Origin of the sequence: Amycolatopsis bartoniae, assembly GCF_014191255.1 — a bacterium.
In the GTDB taxonomy this organism is placed as follows: Bacteria; Actinomycetota; Actinomycetes; order Mycobacteriales; family Pseudonocardiaceae; genus Amycolatopsis_E; species Amycolatopsis_E bartoniae.
Genome location: NZ_JACHWH010000008.1, coordinates 90,855 through 105,561, shown reverse-complemented (window position 1 = coordinate 105,561; position 14,707 = coordinate 90,855). Strand labels below are relative to the sequence as shown.

At 69.9% G+C, this 14,707-nt stretch carries 14 protein-coding genes, 2 tRNA genes and 1 other RNA gene; 10 read left to right on the top strand and 7 right to left on the bottom strand.

From position 1 onward, the window contains the following. Window positions 1-6: 6 nt before the first annotated feature. Window positions 7-561: a PPA1309 family protein gene (locus tag FHX82_RS28935; protein ID WP_145939271.1), complete on the bottom strand. Its 555-nt coding sequence runs from the start codon at window positions 559-561 to the stop codon at window positions 7-9. A 166-nt stretch (window positions 562-727) separates the two neighbouring features. On the opposite strand from FHX82_RS28935, the gene FHX82_RS28930 reads away from it, so the two are divergent. The 9 genes from FHX82_RS28930 (at window position 728) to FHX82_RS28890 (ending at window position 9,085) form a co-directional block, all read left to right on the top strand. Then, window positions 728-3,697, top strand: coding sequence for a UPF0182 family protein (locus tag FHX82_RS28930; protein ID WP_183176897.1), 2,970 nt, complete (start codon window positions 728-730; stop codon window positions 3,695-3,697). Between the two features lie 56 nt (window positions 3,698-3,753). Then, window positions 3,754-3,827 (top strand) — tRNA-Met (locus FHX82_RS28925). A 230-nt stretch (window positions 3,828-4,057) separates the two neighbouring features. Beyond that, a tRNA-Met gene (locus FHX82_RS28920) sits at window positions 4,058-4,134 on the top strand. A gap of 152 nt (window positions 4,135-4,286) precedes the next feature. Further along, complete coding sequence (locus FHX82_RS28915; RefSeq protein WP_186382264.1) at window positions 4,287-4,787, top strand: PadR family transcriptional regulator; 501 nt, start codon at window positions 4,287-4,289, stop codon at window positions 4,785-4,787. 70 nt (window positions 4,788-4,857) lie between these two features. Next, on the top strand, window positions 4,858-5,961 hold the full coding sequence (gene prfB, locus FHX82_RS28910; protein ID WP_145939268.1) for a peptide chain release factor 2: 1,104 nt from the start codon (window positions 4,858-4,860) through the stop codon (window positions 5,959-5,961). Window positions 5,962-6,054: 93 nt separating this feature from the next. Continuing rightward, a complete protein-coding gene (ftsE, locus tag FHX82_RS28905) occupies window positions 6,055-6,744 on the top strand; it encodes a cell division ATP-binding protein FtsE (RefSeq protein WP_091508834.1) in 690 nt (229 codons plus the stop codon). A gap of 61 nt (window positions 6,745-6,805) precedes the next feature. After that, window positions 6,806-7,702 (top strand): permease-like cell division protein FtsX, encoded by an 897-nt coding sequence (gene ftsX, locus FHX82_RS28900; RefSeq protein WP_145932537.1) that lies wholly within the window; start codon window positions 6,806-6,808, stop codon window positions 7,700-7,702. 16 nt (window positions 7,703-7,718) lie between these two features. Further along, the gene (gene smpB, locus FHX82_RS28895; protein WP_145932538.1) at window positions 7,719-8,195 is read left to right on the top strand and encodes an SsrA-binding protein SmpB; all 477 of its coding nucleotides are present in this window, start codon (window positions 7,719-7,721) and stop codon (window positions 8,193-8,195) included. Beyond that, the gene (locus FHX82_RS28890; protein ID WP_145932539.1) at window positions 8,192-9,085 is read left to right on the top strand and encodes an amidohydrolase family protein; all 894 of its coding nucleotides are present in this window, start codon (window positions 8,192-8,194) and stop codon (window positions 9,083-9,085) included. Before smpB ends, FHX82_RS28890 begins: the two co-directional genes overlap by 4 nt. On the opposite strand, the gene FHX82_RS28885 is transcribed toward FHX82_RS28890, so the two are convergent. The 5 genes from FHX82_RS28885 to FHX82_RS28865 all read right to left on the bottom strand — a co-directional run bounded on the left by FHX82_RS28885 (window position 9,075) and on the right by FHX82_RS28865 (window position 13,260). Beyond that, complete coding sequence (locus FHX82_RS28885) at window positions 9,075-10,340, bottom strand: acyltransferase family protein (protein ID WP_145932540.1); 1,266 nt, start codon at window positions 10,338-10,340, stop codon at window positions 9,075-9,077. The two genes, FHX82_RS28890 and FHX82_RS28885, sit on opposite strands and share 11 nt — an antisense overlap. A 94-nt stretch (window positions 10,341-10,434) precedes the next feature. Beyond that, complete coding sequence (locus FHX82_RS28880; protein ID WP_145932541.1) at window positions 10,435-10,647, bottom strand: DUF8847 domain-containing protein; 213 nt, start codon at window positions 10,645-10,647, stop codon at window positions 10,435-10,437. Window positions 10,648-10,757: 110 nt separating this feature from the next. After that, window positions 10,758-11,402 carry a response regulator transcription factor gene (locus tag FHX82_RS28875; RefSeq protein ID WP_145932542.1) on the bottom strand — a complete coding sequence of 215 codons (645 nt, stop codon included), beginning with the start codon at window positions 11,400-11,402 and terminating at the stop codon, window positions 10,758-10,760. A 53-nt stretch (window positions 11,403-11,455) separates the two neighbouring features. Further along, window positions 11,456-12,580: a sensor histidine kinase gene (locus FHX82_RS28870; protein WP_373308674.1), complete on the bottom strand. Its 1,125-nt coding sequence runs from the start codon at window positions 12,578-12,580 to the stop codon at window positions 11,456-11,458. A gap of 8 nt (window positions 12,581-12,588) precedes the next feature. Further along, the gene (locus tag FHX82_RS28865; RefSeq protein ID WP_145932544.1) at window positions 12,589-13,260 is read right to left on the bottom strand and encodes a sensor domain-containing protein; all 672 of its coding nucleotides are present in this window, start codon (window positions 13,258-13,260) and stop codon (window positions 12,589-12,591) included. A gap of 154 nt (window positions 13,261-13,414) precedes the next feature. On the opposite strand from FHX82_RS28865, the gene ssrA reads away from it, so the two are divergent. Further along, window positions 13,415-13,788, top strand: a transfer-messenger RNA (tmRNA) gene (gene ssrA / locus FHX82_RS28860). A 157-nt stretch (window positions 13,789-13,945) separates the two neighbouring features. Here ssrA and FHX82_RS28855 read toward each other — a convergent pair. After that, window positions 13,946-14,515, bottom strand: a complete 570-nt coding sequence (locus FHX82_RS28855; RefSeq protein WP_183176895.1) for a TetR/AcrR family transcriptional regulator — start codon at window positions 14,513-14,515, stop codon at window positions 13,946-13,948. Window positions 14,516-14,707 lie beyond the last annotated feature (192 nt).

Sequence of the window (14,707 nt, the reverse complement as noted above, 5' to 3'; positions counted from 1 at the left end):
CCGGCGCTACGGCACCAGCGTCGCCCGTAGGGCTTCCAGGAGGTTCGGCGCCAGGTCGGGGTGCTCGATGACCTCGTCGACCGCTTCGCCCGAGTCGTCCGGCGAGACCGCGTAACCGCGCAGGCGCATCACGCACGCCGCGGGCCCGTCGCGGAGCACCGCCGCCACCAGCCGCGCCTCGGTGCGGTCCGGGTGGTCGGCCGCGGCCTGGCGCAGCCGCTCGACGTCCGTCGTCTCGCCGCCCGGCAGCTCGGCCTCCGCGCTCGGCGGCAACACGATGATCTCCTGCGCGACGGCGCAGCCCACCACGGCCTCGGGCCACGCGATCCGGCCCAGCGCCTCGGCCAGGTCCCCGTCGGGCAGCTCGTCCTGCGCGACCGGCGTCAGCGGGCTCGCCGCGTCCAGCTGGCCAGCCAGGTCCGGCTCCTGCCGCAGCAGTTCCTCGGTGGGCACCAGCGCGAACAGCTGCGCCGGCTGGTCCCAGCCCGCGGCCGCCACGAACTCCTCGACCTCACGGGCCACCGCCGCCACCCCGGCGGTCCCGTTCTCAGGTGTCACCATCCGGTCATCGTGTCAAAGAACAGCCCGGACCGGTCGATCGGTGTCCGATTCGGGGCGCGTGGGGAACCGAGCACGCCCTCCGTAGAGTTAGGTGACCAGGGGCGCCGTGCGCTCCCGGACCGACCTCGCGACAACAGGAGCGTGTGCAGTGGCCAACCGGCCCCCTGTGAGCTTGCCGAAGCTGTCCCGCCGCAGCCGGATCCTGCTCATCCTCGCCGCCGTGATCATCCTGGCGCTGCTCCTCGGCGCGAGACTGCTGGACACGTACGTCAACTGGCTGTGGTTCGGCGAGGTCCACGCCCGCGAGGTCTTCAGCACGGTGGTGCTGACCCGCATCGTGCTGTTCTTCGCGATCGGCATCCTGGTCGGGGGCACGCTCGCGCTGACGCTGTGGGTCGCCTACCGCAGCCGCCCGGTGTTCGTGCCCGTGTCCGGCACCGACGACCCGCTCTCGCGCTACCGCTCGGCGATCGTCGGCCGCATCCGGCTGTTCGGCATCGGCCTCCCGGTGATCACCGGCCTCATCGCGGGTGCCTCGGGCGAGGGCGACTGGCAGCGCGTGCAGCTGTTCCTGCACGGCACCAGCTTCGGGCAGACCGACCCGGAGTTCGGCAAGGACATCGGCTTCTACGCGTTCAGCCTGCCCTTCTACCAGTGGCTGCTCGGCTGGCTGTTCGTCGCCACCACGATCTCGTTCATCGCCGCGCTGATCTCGCACTACCTGTTCGGCGGCATCCGGCTCGCCGGGCGCGGCGGTCAGCTCGCCGGGCCCGCCCGGGTGCAGCTGGCGGTCACGGCGGGCATCTTCGTGCTGCTCAAGGCCATCGAGTACTTCTTCGACCGCTACAACCTGCTGTTCTCCGACCGCAACCCGCTGTTCGACGGCGCCACGTACACGGACCTGAACGCGGTGCTGCCCGCCAAGCTGATCCTGCTGTGCATCTCGGCGATCTGCGCCGTCGCGTTCTTCGCGGGCGCGTTCCTGCGCAACATCCAGCTGCCGGCGATCGCGCTCGTGCTGCTGATCCTGTCCGGTGTGCTGGTCGGCGCGGCGTGGCCCGCGGTACTGGAGCAGTTCTCGGTCAAGCCCAACGCCAACCAGAAGGAAGCGCTTTCCATCAGCCGCAACATGGCGGCCACGAAGGACGCGTTCGGCCTCAACAACGTGCAGTACGAGGACTACAGCGGCACCGGGCAGGCCAGCGCGGCGCAGATCAGCGCCGACACCACGACGGTGCCCAACATCCGGCTGCTCGACCCGAACGTGCTGGCGCCGACGTTCACGCAGCGCGTGGGCCGGGAGAACTTCTACGGCTTCCCCCAGAAGCTGGACATCGACCGGTACGACGTGAACGGCAAGACGCAGGACTACATCGTCGCCGCCCGCGAGATCAACACCGCGAACCTGACCGGCAACCAGACCAACTGGATCAACAAGCACACCTTCTACACCCACGGCAACGGGTTCGTCGCCGCGCCGGCGAACACCATCGACCGCGCGGTCAGCAACGCGAACAGCGACGGCGGCTACCCGATCGCGGCGATCAGCGACACCCAGAACCCGACCGGCAAGGGTCTGGACCCGGCGAACCCGAACGCACCCGGCATCTTCGTGTCCCAGCCCCGCGTCTACTACGGCGAGCTCACCAACGACTACGCGATCGTCGGCGGCCAGGCCGCGGAGTACGACAGCGCCACCAGCAGCAACTACCACTACGACGGCGCCGGCGGTGTGCCCATCGACAACTGGTTCAACCGGCTGGCCTTCGCCGCCAAGTACGGCGAGCGGAACATCCTGTTCTCCGACGCCATCAGCAACGGCTCGAAGATCATGTACAACCGCGACCCGCGCGACCGCGTGCAGAAGGTCGCGCCGTGGCTCACCGTCGACGGCGACCCGTACCCGGCGGTCGTGGACGGCAAGATCGAGTGGATCGTCGACGGCTACACCACGCTGAACAACTACCCGTACGCGCAGCAGACGCAGCTCGGCGAGGCCACGGAGGACTCGCTCACCGGCGTCGCGCGGCAGGCCAACAGCAGCATCAACTACATCCGCAACTCCGTGAAGGCCACCGTCGACGCGTTCGACGGCACCGTCACGCTGTACTCGGTCGACGACAAGGACCCGGTGCTGAAGGCCTGGGAAAGCGTTTTCCCCGGCACCGTGCAGCCCAGCTCCCAGATCTCGCCCGACCTGCGCGCGCACTTCCGCTACCCGGAGGACCTGTTCAAGGTCCAGCGCGAGCTGCTCGCCCGCTACCACGTGAGCGACCCGCAGGAGTTCTACACCACCAACACCTTCTGGAACGTCCCCCAGGACCCGACCCAGGAGGGCGGCACCAACCTCGACGCGGCGGGCCTGGCCAACCAGCCCGGCTACTACGTGCTCGCGGAGGCGCCGGGGGAGGCCAACCCGACGTTCCAGCTGACCAGCTCGCTCACCGCGCTGCAGCGGCAGTACCTGGCCGCCTGGATGTCCGTCTCGTCCGACCCGAAGGACTACGGCACCATCCGGGTGCTGCGACTACCCACGACCGCGGCGGGCAACAGCCAGGTCGACGGTCCGGTACAGGTGCAGAACAAGTTCCAGAGCGACTCGCGATTCGCCCAGGAACGGACCCTGTTCAGCAACCAGAGCGTCACCGTCATCTTCGGCAACCTGATCACGCTGCCACTGGAGGGCGGGTTCCTCTACGTCGAACCCGTCTACATCCAGCAACGCAACCAGAACAGCTACCCGCAGCTGGCGCGGGTACTGGTGTCCTACGGCTCCAAGATCGGCTTCGCCTCCACCCTCGGCGACGCGCTGAAACAGGTGTTCGGGGACGGCGCCAACCAGGCGGCGACCTCACCGACCCAGCCGACGACCAGCCCGCCGAGCACGCCGTCGAGCACCGCGCCGACCACGCCGACCACCCCGTCGGCGCCGGCGGGCGGCACCGGCGACAACCCGGCGCTCGACAAGGCCGTGGCCGACATCCAGGCCGCCATCAGCCAGCTGCGCGCGGCGCAGCAGAGCGGCAACTTCGCTGCTCAGGGCGAGGCGCTGGCCGCGCTCGACGCCGCCGCGAAGGAGTACGACGCGGCACAGGCGAGCGCCCCGCCCACCACGTCGTCGGTGCCCGGCCGCTGACGTTCGGCACCCCGCGTGCACCCGGGCGCAACCGGGGCGTAAGCTGGTCACCACAACGCGGGGTGGAGCAGCTCGGTAGCTCGCTGGGCTCATAACCCAGAGGTCGCAGGTTCAAATCCTGTCCCCGCTACGGAGCTTGGGAGCCCTGTATCCGCAGAAAGCGCGGATGCAGGGCTCCTTCGCATTTCCTGGGGTCGAACCCCCAGACCCCCGGCAGGGGGCGAGCCCCCTGCACCCCCTGGGGGGCTCCGCCCCCTTGCCCCCCGGCGGCGTGCTGGTCGCGTTGAGTGGGACGGTCTGGTGTGGACGGAGGGGGTGTGTGTGAGGGGGTGAGTGGGGTGTGTATAGTTGTTCTTGCAGCGCGGGGTGGAGCAGCTCGGTAGCTCGCTGGGCTCATAACCCAGAGGTCGCAGGTTCAAATCCTGTCCCCGCTACCACCAGGGAGACCCGGTCCGGAAGGGCCGGGTCTTTCTCGTTTCGTGCGGGTGGACCATCCGCTGTTGGGCCGGATGGCGGATTTCGGTGGCCATTGTGGACGGACCGTGAGGCCACTGTGGACAGATCCGGCGAAAAGTGGGACTGTTGTCGTGTGTCTGAACTGAATGCGACAGCAGCGGCTTTGCTTGGTCTGCTCCAGGACGGTCCGGCGACCGGGGGACAGTTGGTCGCGAGCGCCGAGGAGCGCTTCGGTGCCTTCTTCAGCGTGACGCGCAGCCAGGTCTACCGGGAGCTGCCCGCGCTCGCCAAAGAAGGGCTCGTCCGGCTCGGCAAGCAGGGACCCCGCTCCAGCCAGCAGTACGCGATCACCGCCGCGGGCAAGAAGGCCTTCAAGGCGTGGCTCGGCTCCGAGGCCGCACCCGACCACCTGCGCAGTCCGCTCATCCTGCGGCTCGTGCACGCCGGTTCGCTGACGGCGAAGCAGCGCACGGCGCTGATCGACAAGGCCAGGGCGACCTACACCCAGGAGCTCGACGACGCCAAGGCCGCGGTCAAGTCCGCCGACGACCCGTACGTCAAGGCCGTCGCCGAGTTCGGCCAGGCGCACGCGCGGGCCGCGCTCAAGCTGGTCGACGCGATCCCGCAGGCCTGACCCCCGGGCACGGCCCGCCACGGCCGGTTCCGCGTAACCGGCCGTGGCGCTTGCCGTAACCTTGAGGGTTGTGAGTGCTGACTTCGAAACCGACCTGAAAGACCTCGCCGGCAAACTGGCGCAGGTCGAGGCCGTCATGGACCTGGACGCGCTGCGGGCCCAGGTCGCCGACCTGGAGCAGCAGGCCTCGGCGCCCAACCTGTGGGACGACCCGGAGGCCGCGCAGAAGGTCACCAGCCAGCTCTCCCACAAGCAGGCCGAGCTCCGCCGCGTCACCGAGCTGCGCCAGCGCCTCGACGACCTCGAAGTGCTCTGGGAGCTCGCCGAGGACGAGGGCGACGCGGGTAGCCGCAGCGAGGCCGAGGCCGACCTCGCGCAGCTCGCCAAGGACGTCGACGCGCTCGAGGTCCGCACCCTGCTGTCCGGCGAGTACGACGACCGCAACGCCGTCGTCACCATCCGGTCCGAGGCGGGTGGCGTCGACGCCGCCGACTGGGCCGAGATGCTCATGCGCATGTACCTGCGCTGGGCCGAGCGGCACGGCTACCCCACCGACGTCTACGACATCTCCTACGCCGAAGAGGCCGGCATCAAGTCGGCCACCTTTAAGGTGAGCGCGCCGTACGTCTACGGCACCCTCTCGGTGGAACAGGGCACCCACCGGCTCGTGCGCATCTCGCCGTTCGACAACCAGAGCCGCCGCCAGACGTCGTTCGCGCACGTCGAGGTACTGCCCGAAGTGGAAGAGGTCGACCACGTCGACATCCCCGAAAAGGACATCCGCGTCGACGTGTACCGCTCCTCCGGCCCCGGCGGCCAGAGCGTCAACACCACCGACTCCGCCGTGCGCATCACGCACCTGCCCACCAACATCGTCGTCTCGTGCCAGAACGAGAAGTCGCAGCTGCAGAACAAGGCCGCCGCGATGAAGGTGCTCCAGGCCAAGCTGCTGCAGCGCAAGAAGGAGGAGGAGCGCGCCGAGCTCGACGCCCTCAAGGACGGCGGCTCCAGCTGGGGCAACCAGATGCGCTCCTACGTGCTGCACCCGTACCAGATGGTCAAGGACCTGCGCACCGAGTACGAGGTCGGCAACCCGACGGCGGTCCTCGACGGCGAGATCGACGGGTTCCTCGAGGCCGGCATCCGCTGGCGCAAGCAGGCCGCCACCGCTTAAGGCCGGAGATCACTCCGCGTGATCTTCTCTGCTCCGAACCGGGGACAGATGCCTACCCGGGCTTAACGGTGCCTGCCAGTAGGATGGCCCACCGTGATCCGGCTCGACAGTGTCTCCAAGGTGTACAAGACATCGACACGTCCCGCACTCGAGAACGTGTCCGTCGACGTGGACAAGGGTGAGTTCGTCTTCCTCATCGGCCCCTCGGGGTCCGGGAAGTCGACCTTCCTGCGGCTGCTGCTGCGGGAGGAGGTGCCCACCAAGGGCCGGGTGTTCGTGTCCAACTTCGACGTCGCCAAGATGGCCCGCCGCCGGATCCCCCGGCTGCGGCAGACCATCGGCTGCGTGTTCCAGGACTTCCGGCTGCTCGGCAACAAGACCGTGGCGGGCAACGTCGCGTTCGCGCTCGAGGTCATCGGCAAGCCCAAGCACACCATCCGCAAGGTGGTGCCCGAGGTGCTAGAGCTGGTGGGCCTCGACGGCAAGGCCGACCGCATGCCCAACGAGCTCTCCGGTGGTGAACAGCAGCGCGTCGCCATCGCGCGGGCCTTCGTGAACCGGCCGCTGGTGCTGCTGGCCGACGAGCCCACCGGGAACCTCGACCCGGACACCAGCCAGGACATCATGCTGCTGCTCGAACGCATCAACCGCACCGGCACGACCGTGCTCATGGCCACCCACGACCACTCCATCGTGGACTCGATGCGCCGGCGCGTGGTCGAGCTGCAGTACGGCCGGGTGATCCGCGACGACGCCCGCGGCGTTTACGGCGTGGGCCGGTAGTTCCCCCGCTACCCGAGTCCCCGCCCCCGGTACTTCCCCCGACCCAAGGAACCCACCCCCGATGCGCGCAAGTTTCGTCTTCAGCGAGGTCTTCACCGGTCTGCGCCGGAACGTCACGATGACCATCGCCATGATCATCACCACGGCGGTCTCGCTCGGCATGCTCGGCGGCGGTCTGCTGATCGTGCGGACGATCGACAAGATGCAGGTCGACTACATGGCCGACGTCGAGGTGTCGATCTACCTGACGCAGGACGTCAGCGCGAACGACAAGGACTGCTCGCAGGACCCGTGCCGCAGCCTGCGCCAGCAGGTCCAGAACAACCCCGCGGTCGAGTCGGTGGTGTTCGAGAACCGCGACCAGGCCTACGAGCGGTTCAAGAAGATCTTCCAGGACAACCCGATCCTGGTGCAGTCCGCGCGCCCCGAGGCGCTGCCCGCGTCACTGCAGATCAAGCTGCACGACCCGAGCCGCAGCGACATCATCGTCCAGCAGTACGGCAAGCTCCCCGGCGTGGACCGCGTGGAGGACCAGAAGCAGTTCCTCGACCGGTTCTTCGGCCTGCTCGGCGCCGTCCGGGACGGCACGTTCGTGATCGCGTTGATCCAGGCGCTCGCCGCGCTGCTGCTGATCTCCAACACGGTGCAGATCTCGGCGTTCACGCGCCGCACGGAGGTCGGCATCATGCGGCTGGTCGGCGCCACCCGCTGGTACACGCAGCTGCCGTTCCTGCTGGAGGCGGTGATGACCGGCATCGTCGGCTGGGTGCTCGCCATCGCCGGGCTGATCGCGCTGAAGTTCGCGTTCCTCGACAAGATCCTCGGCGTCACCTCGGGCATCATCCCGAAGATCGAGGTGCTCGACATCATCGTCACCGCGCCGTGGCTGCTGCTGGCGTCGATCATCATCTCCGCCACCACGGGGTATGTGACGTTGCGGCTTTACGTTCGACACTGACATTAGACTGGTCGTCATGCCCAAAGAACGTGGTCAGAAGGTGATCGTGTCGAACCGCAAGGCTCGGCACGACTACGAGGTGCTGGACACCTACGAGGCCGGGATCGCGCTGATGGGCACCGAGGTGAAGAGCCTGCGGGCGGGCCGCGCGTCTCTGGTGGACTCGTTCGCCACGGTCGACGACGGCGAGGTCTGGCTGCGCAACCTGCACATCCCGGAGTACGAGCACGGCACGTGGACCAACCACGAGGCGCGCAGGCACCGGAAGCTGCTGCTGCACCGCGGCGAGATCGAGAAGCTCATCGGCAAGACCAAGGAGAGCGGGCTGAGCCTGGTCCCGCTGTCGATGTACTTCAAGGACGGCAAGGTCAAGGTCGAGCTCGCGCTCGCGAAGGGCAAGCGGGCCTACGACAAGCGCCAGGCGCTCGCGAAGCGGGACGCCCAGCGCGAGATCGGCCGGGCGATGGGACGGGCGCTCAAGGGCCGCCGTTGACCGGGCCGCAGCGCGACGAGGACATCGCGGAGTGGGTGCGGTCGCTGGGCCTCGACGGCCTGGTCGACCTGCACCTGCACTTCCTGCCCGAGCGGATGCTGACCAAGGTCTGGGCCTACTTCGACCAGGTCGAGGAGCGGATCGGGGTGTCCTGGCCGGTCTGGTACCGGCAGCAGGAGGACGACCGGATCGCGTTGCTGGAGTCGTTCGGCGTGCAGCGCTACGCGCCGCTGGCGTACCCGCACAAGCCGGGCATGGCGGAGTGGCTCAACGGCTGGCTCGGTGAGTTCGCGCAGCGGGTCCCGGCCGCCGTGCGCACGGGGACGTTCTACCCCGAGCCGTCGGCCGCATCCTATGTGGACGATCTGCTGCGGGCGGACGTCCGCTCCTTCAAGTCGCACGTCCAGGTCGGCGCGTACGACCCGAGGGACGAGCTGCTGGACCCGGTGTGGGGTGCGATCGCCGACGCGGGGGTGCCTGTCGTCGTGCACGCCGGGCACGGGCCGGAGCGGGGGCCGTTCACCGGGCTCGACGTCTTCGGTGAGGTGCTGGCGCGGCACCCGCGGCTGGTCGCCGTGCTCGCACACGCCGGGATGCCCGACTACGAGGTGGCGCTGGAGCTGGTCGAGCGCTATCCGCGGGTCCACATCGACACCACGATGGTCGGCGTGCCGTTCACCGAGAAGCTGATGGCCCTGCCCGCGAACTGGACCGACCGGCTCGCCGGCATCGCCGACCGCGTGGCACTGGGCACCGACTTCCCGAACATCCCGTACTCCTACGCCACACAGCTGCGGGCGATCGCCGGCTGGGCGGCCGACGATCGCCTCGGCGAGGACTTCCTGCGTGCCGTCCTGCACGACACCCCCGCCCGGCTGCTCAGGCTCTGACGGCCGCGCGGGTCCGCGTCGCCAGCAGGGCGCCCACGCCGACCAGGACGGCCCACGGGACCGCGCTCTGCAGCACGCCGCCACCCGGTGGAGTGGTGAACCCGTGGGCCGCGAGCCCCAGCAGACCCGTCGAGCCCAGCAGGGCGGCCACGACGAGCTGTGCCGTCGGCGCGGGCGGACCCGCGGGCCTGCTCTGCGTCTCGAACCGGCCGAACACCCGCAACAGCAGGACGAGCAGGGCCGCGGCGGCGGCGAACCACAGCGGCGCGGCGGCCAGCCAGCGCAGCGTGCCCGGTTCGGGCGTGGCGTAGCCGAAGCCGAGCACGCTCACCCCCGTGACGATCACCAGCGCCGGCATGTGCCACAGGTAGATGCTCATGAACCGCGGGCCGATCTCACGCAGGGCGACGGCGGCCGCCGGACGGGCGGCGAGCGCGCGCAGCTGCGGGCGCAGTGCGAGGGCGAGCCCGATCTGCCCCACGGCGAGGCTCAGCAGGACGGCCGACGGCGGGCTCATGTTGGACACCGGCGCGCCGGGCATCCCGATCATGCTCACCGGGTACGGGCCGAACGCGACCGCCAGCGCGGTGACCCCGAACCCGGCTCCCGCGAGGCCCAGGGCCCGCCGCCGGGACAACGCACCCAGCCGTCCGTCGGCGTAGGCGAACCCGAGCTGGTGCACGGCCAGCCACACGAAGACCGCGTTGACGTAACCGGCCAGCCCGAAGCCGGTGAACCGCACGACGTCGACCCCGACCGCGGCCAGCCCGAGCACCGCGGGCACCGCCAGGCCCCAGCGCCGGTGGGCAGCGGCCATGAGCGGGGTGGCGAGCACGGTCAGCAGGTACACGCCGAGGAACCACAGCAGCTGCCCGGCGATGGCACCCGCGACCTCGACCGGCTGTTCCGGCGCGCCGAAGTCCCGCAGCAGTGCCGGGGCGGCCAGCCAGATCGCGGCCAGCGGCAGCACCGGCAGCAGCAGGCGGCCGAGGCGCCCGGCGAGCCACGTCCGCGCGGAGGTCGTCCGGTCGAAGGAGAGCAGGTTCGCCGCGCCGCCGGTGAAGAACACGAGCGGCATCACGTTCGACAGCCAGGTGATCGGCGCCCAGCCGGGAGTGGCCAGTGCGTTGCCGGTCGCCAGGTGCCCGCCGGAGTAGCTGAGCACGGGCATGAGCCAGTGCTGGGAGATCACCGCGATGATCGCGCCGGCGCGCACGACGTCGAGGAAGGTGTCCCGCTGGGGGGTTGTTCGCATGCACTGGAGCCTGCTCGCGCGGACGCACGGGAACAGCCAGGTCAGCCGCCGTCTTCGGGTCGGGCGCGGGCCAGCGGCGGGGGTAGGGCCGCCCCTACGTCTCGTCGACCTCGGTGGCCAGGCCGCACAGCCGGTACTCCCAGCCGGACTCCGGCGTGTAGCCGAGGCGGTAGTGGGTCTCGATCTTGGGCCCGTCGTGCAGGTGCACGTGCCGCATCAGGGTGCCCGACACGGGCTCGGCGTCACCGAGCGTCTGGACCCGGCCGTCCAGGGGACCGCCGAAGAAGCGCACGCTCACCTCGGTCATCGTGCCCCTTCCTCTGGTCGTTTTCGGGCGACGTCCGCCCATGGTAGGGGAGCGGAAGGGGGTTCGCCGCCGTCGGATCGGGTGAGTTCGGCACACCCGGAGTAGCCGTTTCAGACGCGACCGAGGTAGGTGAGCACCGCGCGAACGCGCCGGTGTTCCTCGGCGCTGGCCTCCAGGCCGAGCTTCGCGAAGATGTTGCCGATGTGCTTCTCGACGGCGCCCTGCGAGACCACGAGCTTGCCGCCGATCGCGGTGTTCGACAGGCCCTGCGCCATCAGGCCCAGCACCTCCGACTCGCGCGGGGTCAGCGCGTCGAGCGGGTTCCGGCGGCCGCGAGCCATCAGCTGGGCGATGACCTCCGGGTCGATCGCGGTGCCGCCACGCGCCACGCGCCGCACCGCGTCGAGGAACTCGGCGACGTCCGCGACCCGCTCCTTGAGCAGGTAGCCGACCCCGCCGGCGCCACCGGAGAGCAGCTCGACGGCGTAGCTCTCCTCGACGTACTGCGACAGCACCAGCACGGGCAGCCCGGGCACGGCTTGCCGCGCGGCGAGCGCGGCCCGCAGGCCCTCGTCGGTGAACGTCGGCGGCATCCGCACGTCCACGATCGCCAGGTCGGGCTTGTGCTCGGTGACCGCCTTCACCAGGTCGTCGCCGTTGTCCACGGCCGCGGCCGTCTCGATGTCCTCGTCGGCGAGCAGGCGCTGCACCCCCGCGCGCAGGAGGACGGCGTCCTCGGCGAGCACCACCCGCATGCGAACCCCCAGCAGTCCGGAAACCTTCCGGGGGCTATTCACTCACAAGGGGTTCACCACGCACAGGGCAGGTCGGCCCTGACCACGGTCGGGCCGCCGGCGGGGCTCACCACGGTGAGCACGCCGTCGATCGTCGCGGCTCGGTCGGCGAGCCCGGCCAGTCCGCCGCCCGGCCGCAGCTCCGCGCCGCCGTGCCCGTTGTCGGTGATCTCGACGATCACCTTCTCGTCCGCCCGCCACACCTTGACCGCGGCCTCGGTGGCGCCGGAGTGCTTCGCGACGTTCGTCAGCGTCTCGCCGACGATGAAATACGCGGTGGACTCGACCGCGGCGGGCGGGCGCGGGTCGACGTCGACCCGCACGTCCACCTTGACCGGGGATTTCGCCGCCTGCGCGGACAACGCCGCGTCGAGACCGCGGTCGCCCAGCACCGCCGGGTAGATCCCGCGGGCCAGGTCGCGCAGCTCGGACACGGCGAGCTTGGCGTCGGTGTGGGCCTCGGCGATCAGCTCCCGCACCGCGTCCGGGTCCCGGTCGAACTTCGTGCGTGCCCGGCCCAGGCTCATCGCGACGGACACCAGCCGCTGCTGCGCGCCGTCGTGCAGGTCGCGCTCGATGCGCCGCCGCTCCGCTTCGGCCGCGTCGACGCCGCGCGCCCGCGACGCCTGCAGGTGCTGCGCCTTCACTTCGAGCCGCTTCGCGCGGTTCGGCCCCAGCAGGGCGAGCGCGAGCGAACCCCGCGCCCAGCCGACCCACGGCGCGACCCAGATCGCCATCGGCAGCAGGATCACCGACGCCAGGCCGATCGCGAACTCGACGACGCTCAGCGGGAGCGAGACCAGCAGGTAGCCGAGGTCGCGCCAGGTGGTCGGGTCGACCAGCCGGTACCGCCAGCGGCGCAGGACCCCGCCGTCGACGGGCGCGCGCTCGGCCGGGGGCAGCGGAGTGTCGAGCATCCGGCGCACGTACCGGCGCTCCAGGTTCCCCGCTCCCCGCACGAGGCTGGTGGTGGCCATGAGGATGGGGATACCCACCCAGATGACCACCGTGCCGAGCCCGACCAGCAGCGCCGTGACGATCAGCACGAACTCCGCGAGGTGCAGCGCGGCCGCCGTGACCTGGTAGACGATGGTGCGGACGGCCCGGGGTCGCGGCTGCTCCAGCGGCACCCGATCCATACCGGTCATCATGCCACCGCGCCGACGGGCTGTTCGTCGCTTTCCTCGGCCAGCCGCCGCGCCCTCGGCCCCGGGCCGAGCACCAGCCGGGCGAAGCGCGCGTGCCCCGCGCCCAGCGCCCTGGTGAGCACGACCGCCAGCGCGAGCACCACGAGCCCGGCCGCGGCCCACGGCAGGGCCTTCACCACGGAGTCGACCACGACCCACGGGTGGTCGTCGACCACGACGAACACGTGGCCGGGCAGCCAGCGGTAGTACACCGGCAGGCCGGCCAGGCCGAGCCCGACGGACCAGGACGTGACGACGATGACGAACTCGGCCAGCCCGATCGGCAGCAACAGCACGAAGTAACCCATGTCCCGCCAGGTCGCGCCGTCCAGCACGCGGGCCCGCCACCGCAGCCGCCAGTTCGCCGACGGCAGTGGGCGGTACGGGGTGACGACGTAGGCGCCGAGCAGCGCGTGCACCCGGGCGCGCTCGAACCTCCCCGCGGCGCGGGCGCCCAGGACCAGCAGGGCCAGCACCGGCAGGCCCGCCCACACGACGACGGTGCCCAGCCCGACCGCGGCGAGCGTGACCACGGCGGTGAAGCCCGCGATGCCCAGTGGCAGGTTCAGCAGCAGGTAGAGCAGGGCTCCCCCGACCGAGGGATGGGGCCGGCGCCCGTCGTGGACCGTCATGGTGTTCCTTCCCGCGTTCCGACGGGTACCAGCATGTGCCGCCGCAGGTGGTCCCGACCATGGGGAACCCGGCCGTTCCCGAGGTGGGGGCCGCCCTACCCCAGGGGAACAATCCGAGTTGCCGGAGGCGTTAGACTGGGTGGAACACCGACAAGGGGGTGAACGGTTTCGACTCTGGACGTTGATTCAAGGGAAGCGTGCCGGTGCAGGCGAGAGACCACCGTTAAGCGTCGCCGTAACCAAATAAGCGCCAAGACTAATAGTCAGCGCGACTACGCCCTCGCCGCCTGAGCGAGTGCGTGTCTGTCGGCCCGGGAGTGCCTCCGTCCCGGTTCGCCGGCATCAGCTAGGAGGCTCACCTTCCGGATCCGGCCGCGGGATCCGGAAGGGAAGCAAACAGCGGCTGGGCCCGTCACATCGGCTTGTTCGCGTGACCGATGGGGCCGAGTAGAGGCATAGCGGACTGCGCACGGAGAAGCCTTGGTGAGGCGCCAGAGGACCCGGGTTCAATTCCCGGCACCTCCACAAGTGGGCGGCGAGTGCTCGCGCAGAGCGCTCGCCGTTCTTGTTCTCGGGCGTCCTGTGGGGGCCCAGCCCCCACACCCCGGCCGGGGGGAACCCCCCGGACCCCCCTGCCGTGGTTGCGTTCGGTGGTGGGGTACCGGTTGTGTGGTGGTTGGTTTGTTCAGGCTGGGGTTAGGCCTGATTGTAGGATTTGCAGGTAGGTGCGGGTTTGTTTTGGGGTGTGTGGGGCTGTGTGCAGGGCGTGGGCGACGCCGCACAGGAGGAGGCGGACGTCGGCAGGGCGGACGTCCTTGCGGACCAGGTTTTCGCGTTTGGCGCCGCGTAGCAGGGTGGCCAGCGATTTGTCGAAATCGTTCCGCAGGTTTTCCACTGCCGGATCGTCGTTCGTTGAACTTTCGAGCACCGGGCCCAGCGACGGTTCCCTCAGTATTCGAGTGAGCGCATAGCGTAAGAGGTCGTGCAGCGCGGTCAGGAAATCACCGTGCGAGGCTGCGGCGTGCGCGCGTTCGACCAGGTCTTCCAGCGGTTCCGCGGCCAATGCCTCCAGCAGTGACTGACGGGTCGGAAAATGGCGGTACACCGTGCCGACCCCGACTCCGGCCAGTCGCGCGATGGTGTTGAGCTGCAGCGAGTCGTCCCCCGCCGCGAGTTGTGCCCTCGCTGTTCCGAGCACGTGTTCGCGGTTGCGTGCCGCATCGGCGCGGCGTGGCATTTCTCCCCGTGATGTCACGGCGGGCATCCTACGTTATGCGGAACCGCTATCCGATCGGATTCGCGATCCGTGTCCACAATGCGCGTGGCTCGCGTTTTTTCCGCCGTGTTGCCTTCTTGTGACAGAGCGAAGTGCAGCTGGACGCCTCCGCGAAGTCCTGCGATGCTGTGTGTGCGTGTGGTGAATTCGCCACCGCGTCGCGAAGTCGGA

What these genes read in the sequence shown, in the direction of transcription:
- FHX82_RS28885 (WP_145932540.1), bottom strand. Translation starts at nt 10,340, where the DNA reads ATGCGAACAACCCCCCAGCGGGACACCTTCCTCGACGTCGTGCGCGCC.
- FHX82_RS28875 (WP_145932542.1), bottom strand. Translation starts at nt 11,402, where the DNA reads ATGCGGGTGGTGCTCGCCGAGGACGCCGTCCTCCTGCGCGCGGGGGTG.
- FHX82_RS28865 (WP_145932544.1), bottom strand. Translation starts at nt 13,260, where the DNA reads ATGACGGTCCACGACGGGCGCCGGCCCCATCCCTCGGTCGGGGGAGCC.
- ftsX (WP_145932537.1), top strand. Translation starts at nt 6,806, where the DNA reads ATGCGCGCAAGTTTCGTCTTCAGCGAGGTCTTCACCGGTCTGCGCCGG.
- smpB (WP_145932538.1), top strand. Translation starts at nt 7,719, where the DNA reads ATGCCCAAAGAACGTGGTCAGAAGGTGATCGTGTCGAACCGCAAGGCT.
- FHX82_RS28935 (WP_145939271.1), bottom strand. Translation starts at nt 561, where the DNA reads ATGGTGACACCTGAGAACGGGACCGCCGGGGTGGCGGCGGTGGCCCGT.
- FHX82_RS28870 (WP_373308674.1), bottom strand. Translation starts at nt 12,580, where the DNA reads ATGGATCGGGTGCCGCTGGAGCAGCCGCGACCCCGGGCCGTCCGCACC.
- FHX82_RS28880 (WP_145932541.1), bottom strand. Translation starts at nt 10,647, where the DNA reads ATGACCGAGGTGAGCGTGCGCTTCTTCGGCGGTCCCCTGGACGGCCGG.